Below are 7,104 nucleotides of genomic sequence, written 5' to 3' on the forward strand. Positions count from 1 at the left end.
TTGTAGGGAAAATAAGTGATTTTTATAAAGTTCAAACAGCCAGCTGTTTGAACTTTTTTTTGGACTTGAATTTTAAAATGAAATCATTCATAATTGTGGGGTGTAAACTTTTAAATAAAATAAACTGCAGTGATAGGAAGAAGTAATACTTGTCTCCCTGTTTAAGAGAGCTGATGGTTGCTGAAAATCAGTACATAGACAAATATGAAATACGTCCTTGAGCATCTTTTGTGAACTTACAGTAGCAAAAGACGGGTAGACCGTTACATCATTTAAGTGGGAAATAATTTATTTCCAAATAGGGTGGTACCGCGATATTTTCGTCCCTTCTTTTTTAAGAAGGGGCGTTTTTTATGTTGTTCAACAAATTGTAACGAGCAATTAGATAAAGGAGAGAATATATAACATGGATATTTTACAAGATCTTGAGTTTCGAGGGCTCATTAACCAACAAACGGATGAAAAAGGTTTAAGTGAACTTTTGAGTAAAGAGTCTGTTCGTTTGTACTGTGGATTCGATCCGACAGCCGACAGCCTTCACATCGGCCACATGCTTCCTGTTTTAATTTTACGTCGCTTTCAACAAGCTGGACACCAACCAATTGCATTAGTTGGTGGAGGTACGGGTCTTATTGGAGATCCAAGCGGTAAAAAAGCAGAGCGTACATTAAATGAAAAAGAAACGGTTGCCATGTTTAGTGAGCGTATTAAAGGTCAGCTTTCACGCTTCTTAGATTTCGAAGAAGGTGAAAATGCAGCAGTTATTGCAAATAACTATGACTGGATTGGCTCATTAGATGTTATTACATTCCTACGAGATATCGGTAAAAACTTTGGTATTAACTATATGATGGCAAAGGATTCTGTTCAATCTCGTATCGAATCAGGCATTTCATTTACGGAATTTAGCTACATGATTTTACAATCATACGATTTCTTGAATTTATACCAAACATATAACTGTAAGCTTCAAATTGGCGGCAGCGACCAATGGGGAAATATTACAGCTGGCTTAGAATTAATTCGTAAATCAGAAGAAGATGCAAAAGCATTTGGATTAACAGTTCCGCTTGTAACAAAAGCGGACGGGACGAAGTTCGGTAAAACAGAAGGCGGAGCAATTTGGTTAGACCCTGAAAAAACAAGTCCGTATGAATTCTACCAATTCTGGATTAATACAGATGATCGTGATGTTATAAAATATTTAAAATACTTTACATTCTTATCACACGAGGAAATTAATGAATTAGCAGCTTCTGCAAAAGAAGCTCCTGAAAAACGCGAAGCACAAAAAGCACTAGCGGCAGCGATGACTACGCTTGTACATGGTGAAGAAGCTCTTGAGCAAGCAATTCGTATTTCGCAAGCTTTATTTAGCGGAAGTATTTCAGAGTTAACAGCAGAAGAAATTAAGCAAGGATTCAAGGATGTTCCTTCTTACACGCATACAGGTGAAGATATTGGTTTAATTGATTTACTTGTAGAAAGTAAAATTTCTCCTTCTAAACGTCAAGCACGTGAAGATATTTCAAACGGTGCGATTTACTTAAATGGTGAGCGTGAACAAGATTTACAAAAAACAGTAGGTGCAGAAGACCGTATTGAAGGTCAATTCACAGTGATTCGTCGAGGCAAGAAAAAATATACGCTTATTCAATACGCATAAAAAAAAGGCCGAAAGGCCTTTTTTTTATATAGATAGCAAAAAAGCCGCTCCATAAGGAACGGCTTTTTACTATTAACGAGAGTAGAACTCTACGATTAGTGCTTCGTTGATTTCAGCAGATAATTCAGAACGCTCTGGTAAGCGAGTGAATGTACCTTCTAATTTCTCAGCGTCTACTGTTAAGTAGTCTGGTACGAAGTTGTTAACTTCAAGCGCTTCTTTCACGATTGAAAGGTTGCGAGATTTTTCGCGAACACCGATCACTTGACCAGGTTGTACACGGTAAGATGGGATGTCAACGCGTTTACCGTCAACTAAAACGTGACCGTGGTTAACTAATTGACGAGCTTGACGACGAGTGCGTGCAAGACCCATACGGTATACTAAGTTATCAAGACGAGCTTCTAAAAGAATCATGAAGTTCTCACCGTGCTTACCAGTTAATTTACCAGCAGCAACGAATAAGTTACGGAATTGACGCTCAGTTACACCATACATGTGGCGTAATTTTTGCTTTTCTTGTAATTGTAAACCGTACTCAGAAATTTTCTTACGTTGACCTGGGCCGTGTGGACCTGGAGCGTAAGGGCGTTTTTCTAATTCTTTACCTGTACCACTTAGAGAAAGACCTAAGCGACGAGAGATTTTCCAACTTGGACCTGTATAACGAGCCATGATGACTCCTCCTTGTTTGTGTTTTTATTTTATGCAAAACAAAAACAGACACATTCTAGCGATATGCTCATTTTGTTTTCATGTACCATCGCTCTAGCAGCAGAGAGTTACACGATACACCATCTTGTTAAAAGGATTGCTACTTCTGTAAAACAATCTTTTAATGAGGAACAAAATGAAAAAACATAAAGAAGATTGTATAAGCTGCAATATTTCACACAACGAGTATTATAGGTGTTTCCTCGTATAAAGTCAAGGAAGATTGAAGATTAAAAGAATGTAAAAGAAAGGATATATTCATTTGAAGTATGAAAGGAGAAGAAAGAACGTAAGAAAACGGTGGTGATGGGCTAATCAAACGTTTGTTTAATAAGCAAAAACCGCTGATTCGCAGCGGTTTTTTTTGCTTATTCATATTCAAAGAAAAGAAGTGAGTTCTTTCACGAATTCTTCAAGATACTGTTGATCGATTTCATCAAAGCGATTCTTGATTGGACTGTCAATATCAAGAACACCTAAAAGTTTACCGTCTTTTACCATTGGCACAACGATTTCAGATTGAGAAGCAGCATCACATGCAATGTGGCCAGGGAATGCATGAACATCTTCAATTCGCTCTGTTCTTTGATTTTGAGCTGCTGTACCGCATACGCCTTTTCCAAGTGGAATTCGAACACAAGCCGGCAGCCCCTGGAAAGGACCGAGTACTAACTCGCCGTCTTCCATTAAATAAAAACCTACCCAGTTTACTTCATTTAAAAATTGATTTAGTAAAGCTGAAGCATTTGCTAGATTAGCAATGGCATTACTTTCTCCTTCTAATAAGGCGCGTAATTGCTTAATTACTAATTCATAATCCTTTTGTTTTGAGCCGCTGTAGTTTTCGACATTAAACAATGTATTCTCCTCCATTCAACATAAGATTTAATGAGTTTTTATCAGGAAACGTCAGTTTTAACGCTACTTTGTCGATAAAAGATTACAGGAACTAAAAAGCCTATCACGAATTATGTAGAGAGGCTACTAAAATCCTTTTTAAATACTGTAACGATTTCTACACAATTTTGCAATCATATGTGTTTTGTAAAAATAAATCGAAATGAGGTGTAGATAGATGGCTGTACAGTCAAAAACGAAAGAGAAAATTATTGATGCGGCTGTTTCTCTTTTTAACGTAAAAGGTTTTGATGGTACGTCGGTGCGCGAGATTGCAGGAAAAGCGAAAGTGAACGTAGCGAATATTTCATATTATTTTCATAGCAAAGAAGGATTGCTTGAAAGTTTAGTGATTTCTTATTTTGAAGGTTATATTGCGGTACTGGAGCAAGCATTCCAAGAAATGAAAAAGCTGTCTTCAACAGAAAGTATAATCGTGATGATTCGAGCTATCTTACATTACCAGCACGAAAATAGGCATATTGCCCGGCTCGTATATAGAGAAATCTCTCTTGACACGATTTTAATTCGAGAAGTTATGACTACGTATTTAACCAAGGAAAAATACTACTTAAAAACAATCCTTGAAAGAGGGATGAAAGAAAAGGAATTTCGAAAGCTGCACGTTTCCTTTACAATCATTGAGCTTAAGGGCATGCTGTCTATGCCTTATCTTCATCCTCAGTATCTAAGTGAAGTTCTTCATATATTGCCTCACGAACCGTATTTTGTTCAGCAATATGCGATTGAGCTTGAGCAATGGGTGCACACAACGGTATGTTTACCATATGAACGGACAAACAAACTGCGCGTTCAATTATCCTAAATGGAGCTCTGCATAGCCTTGGCCTAAATCCTTCGCACAGTGGGCGTCTGACCCATATACGAGAGGGATTTTTTTCTGTTGGGCTGCTTTTACGACAAAGGGAGCTGGATACGCTTCCTTGCACAAAGGCTTAAACAACCCTGCACCATTATAATCCAAAGCCAGATCTTTCATTTTTATTTCATCGAGTATTGCTAAAATAATAGGGGAAAGTGTGTCTTCATATGGAAAGCGAGTTTGAAATTTATGTACGAGCGTCATATGACCAATGCGCTTAGGCTTATAAACGCCTAAATTGGCCTGTACAGAGCGTAATACCGTGTTGTAATACTTATCATATACTTTGCTTACGCTGCCAAACTTCTGTACAATATGTGCAAATACGTCAGCGCTAAAATCTAGGCAGTCATATCCTTCTTCATGTTTTAAGAAGTGGACAGAAAGTATGCTGTCATCGAGATAAGGACCATATTCGTTTAAGAAATCTATTGTTTCGTGTTCAAATCCTTCAATAAAGTCAACTTCCAATCCGATATTAATGCGAATATCGCGCTCAAATTCTTTTTTAACTTGCTGTACGTTTTGAATGTAGCGATCAAGTTTGTCAGGATCCATTCCGCTGTCGCGATCAGGCGTCGGATCACTGAAGCTTTTTGGTAATGGAGCATGCTCTGTAAACGAAATCTCGCAAAAGTTCAGGGAAATCGCCTGTTCAACATATTGTTGCAATGAATCAGGTGAACCGTGTGGGCAAAATGGAGTATGAATATGTTTGTCAACTTTCATAAAAAATGCCTCCTTTTTTCTTCTTTTTCCATTGTAACGACACAAAGTGACTCCATGCCAATATTTTGTATAAAAAAATTTAATTTTTTGCTCAAAAGTTGGACTTTACATGGTATCATAAAAACATTGACGCAAAAAAATTTAAAGGATTAAATTCACCCTTTTTATAAATAAGAAACTTGTCATGTAGAACGCACTGTAAGGGGGCTTAGTATGGAATTCATTATAGCACTAATCATACTTATTATCGGATTAGTTGTGTACGGAATGTTTTCACGTAAAAAGATTTATCAAGAAATTGATCGCCTGGAAACGATCAAAGTCGAATTAGCAAATACGCCAGTTGCAGAGGAAATTTCAAAAGTAAAAGAATTGAACATGACAGGTCAAACTGAAGAGCTATTTGAACGTTGGCGTGAGCAGTGGGATGAAATTATATCAACTAATCTCCCGAAAATTGATAAAGAACTGTTTGAAACGGAAGAAGCAGCGGATAAATACCGATTTAAAAAAGCGAAGCAGTTATCTATACATATTGATCAAGCCTTAGAACAAACCAAGATAGATATTGAAAACATACTTACTGAACTTCAAAATTTAATTGGTAGCGAACAAGATAATCGATATGATATTGAGGAATTAAATCAGCTTCACCGCCATGTGAAGAAAAAATTGCTCGCACATCGGTATTCCTATGGAAATGCTGAAAAAACGTTAGAATACGCAATTAATACGTCTAAAGAGCAGTTTGAAAAATACGAGGAAGAGACGATTAACGGAAACTATCTTCAAGCACGTGAGATTGTTCTTCAATTAAAAACTGATTTAACAGCTATTGATTCGTATTTAGAACAAATTCCAAAAGTGTTAGTTGAGTGTCAGACCACTCTTCCTGTTCAGTTCAATGAACTGCTTGACGGGTTCCGCGAAATGAGTGAGCAGGGATATGTGTTAGATCATCTACAAGTAGAAGAAACGGTAGAGCTTTTAAAACAAGAAACTGCTGAAATTATTGCAGATATTGAAGAATTATATGTGGAAGAAGCGATTACAAAACTAGATGATGTGAACGAACGCTTAGAGCAGTTATATGACTCACTTGAGCATGAGGTTTTCTCCTATCATAAAATGAACCGTGAATCTCATACGGTATCTAACTTCCTTCGTATGCTTCAAGAACGAAACCGTGAACTTCGTGAAGAAACGCTATTTGTACAGCAAAGCTATCATTTTAAAGAGCGCGATTTAGACGTATATTATAAAATGGACCGCGAATTAAAACGATTGACTAACTTGTACTATAATATTTCGGACAAGGTGGCGGAGCACAATTTAGCCTACAGTGTGATCCAAGAAGAACTCGAAGACGTTTCCAAACAGCTTAACCAATTAAAAGAATCTCAGGAATCCTATAGCGATATGCTACAAGCTCTTCGCAAAGATGAGCTCTCAGCTAAGGACAAAATAGAAGAACTGAAATCTCAGTTGATTGAAGCACGACGCCTTATTCAAAAAAGCAACCTTCCTGGTGTTCCTGAAGAATATAAAGTGCAGCTTGAAAAAACGGTTCATATCTTAAATGAAGTAACCGCTAAGCTGAAAGAAAAACCGCTTAATATTCAAGCTGTTCAATCTTTACTTGAAGATGCTGTTGGTTTTGTTCAGGATACATTTGATGAAACAGAGGCAATGTTAGAAGAAGCGCGACTCGTTGAAAGAGTGATTCAATACGGTAACCGCTATAGAAGTACTCATCACTCGATTGCACAGTCTTTAGAAGAAGCAGAAGAAGCATTTCGTCATTACGAATACAAAGAAGCATTAAAACAAGCATCTGCAGCTATTGAGCAAGTAGATCCTGGTGCGCTGGATCGTATACAGCGTATTGTATCTTCACAGAGTTAAAAAGCTCGTGTCCAAAGGACACGAGCTTTTTTATGACGCTTTTCTTTGCATACTATCTCGTATCTCTTTCAATGCTAATGGTATAGTCTATAAATACGGCAGCAACTGTTAGGATAAGCAAGGGGAGACCTTGCTTATAAAGTGGCAAATAGCTTTGAAAAGATCGTCTATCCTTGTTATGATTACTAAGGCAAAACCTAATTTAAAAAAGTATCAAGGTATGTTATGATAATACGTTGTTCCGAAAAAATGAAGAAGGGGGCGCGCATCCTTGATTTATTTAGATAATAGCGCTACAACAAAACCCTAT

General features: G+C 37.2%; 6 protein-coding genes and 1 other annotated feature. Of the genes, 3 read left to right on the forward strand and 3 right to left on the reverse strand.

The annotated features are described in order from the left end of the window. Positions 1–120 precede the first annotated feature (120 nt). Positions 121–331: a binding site (T-box leader), on the forward strand. A gap of 75 nt (positions 332–406) precedes the next feature. Further along, positions 407–1,666 (forward strand): tyrosine--tRNA ligase, encoded by a 1,260-nt coding sequence (gene tyrS / locus AC1DRF_RS04135; protein ID WP_013085222.1) that lies wholly within the window; start codon positions 407–409, stop codon positions 1,664–1,666. Positions 1,667–1,738: 72 nt separating this feature from the next. On the opposite strand, the gene rpsD is transcribed toward tyrS, so the two are convergent. Continuing rightward, a complete protein-coding gene (gene rpsD / locus AC1DRF_RS04140; protein WP_013059485.1) occupies positions 1,739–2,341 on the reverse strand; it encodes a 30S ribosomal protein S4 in 603 nt (200 codons plus the stop codon). A 417-nt stretch (positions 2,342–2,758) separates the two neighbouring features. After that, a complete protein-coding gene (locus AC1DRF_RS04145; RefSeq protein WP_043975966.1) occupies positions 2,759–3,238 on the reverse strand; it encodes a GAF domain-containing protein in 480 nt (159 codons plus the stop codon). Positions 3,239–3,455: 217 nt separating this feature from the next. Here AC1DRF_RS04145 and refZ point away from each other — a divergent pair, with 217 nt between their 5' ends. Then, entirely contained in the window at positions 3,456–4,103 is a 648-nt protein-coding gene (refZ, locus tag AC1DRF_RS04150; RefSeq protein ID WP_377572872.1) for a forespore capture DNA-binding protein RefZ, read from the forward strand. On the opposite strand, the gene hisJ is transcribed toward refZ, so the two are convergent. Next, a complete protein-coding gene (hisJ, locus tag AC1DRF_RS04155; protein ID WP_477740365.1) occupies positions 4,095–4,889 on the reverse strand; it encodes a histidinol-phosphatase HisJ in 795 nt (264 codons plus the stop codon). The genes refZ and hisJ overlap by 9 nt on opposite strands. A gap of 213 nt (positions 4,890–5,102) precedes the next feature. On the opposite strand from hisJ, the gene ezrA reads away from it, so the two are divergent. Further along, positions 5,103–6,794: a septation ring formation regulator EzrA gene (gene ezrA, locus AC1DRF_RS04160; protein WP_025750676.1), complete on the forward strand. Its 1,692-nt coding sequence runs from the start codon at positions 5,103–5,105 to the stop codon at positions 6,792–6,794. The last annotated feature ends 310 nt before the right edge of the window (positions 6,795–7,104 follow it).

The sequence above is a fragment of the Priestia sp. P5_B4 genome (genome assembly GCF_056400385.1).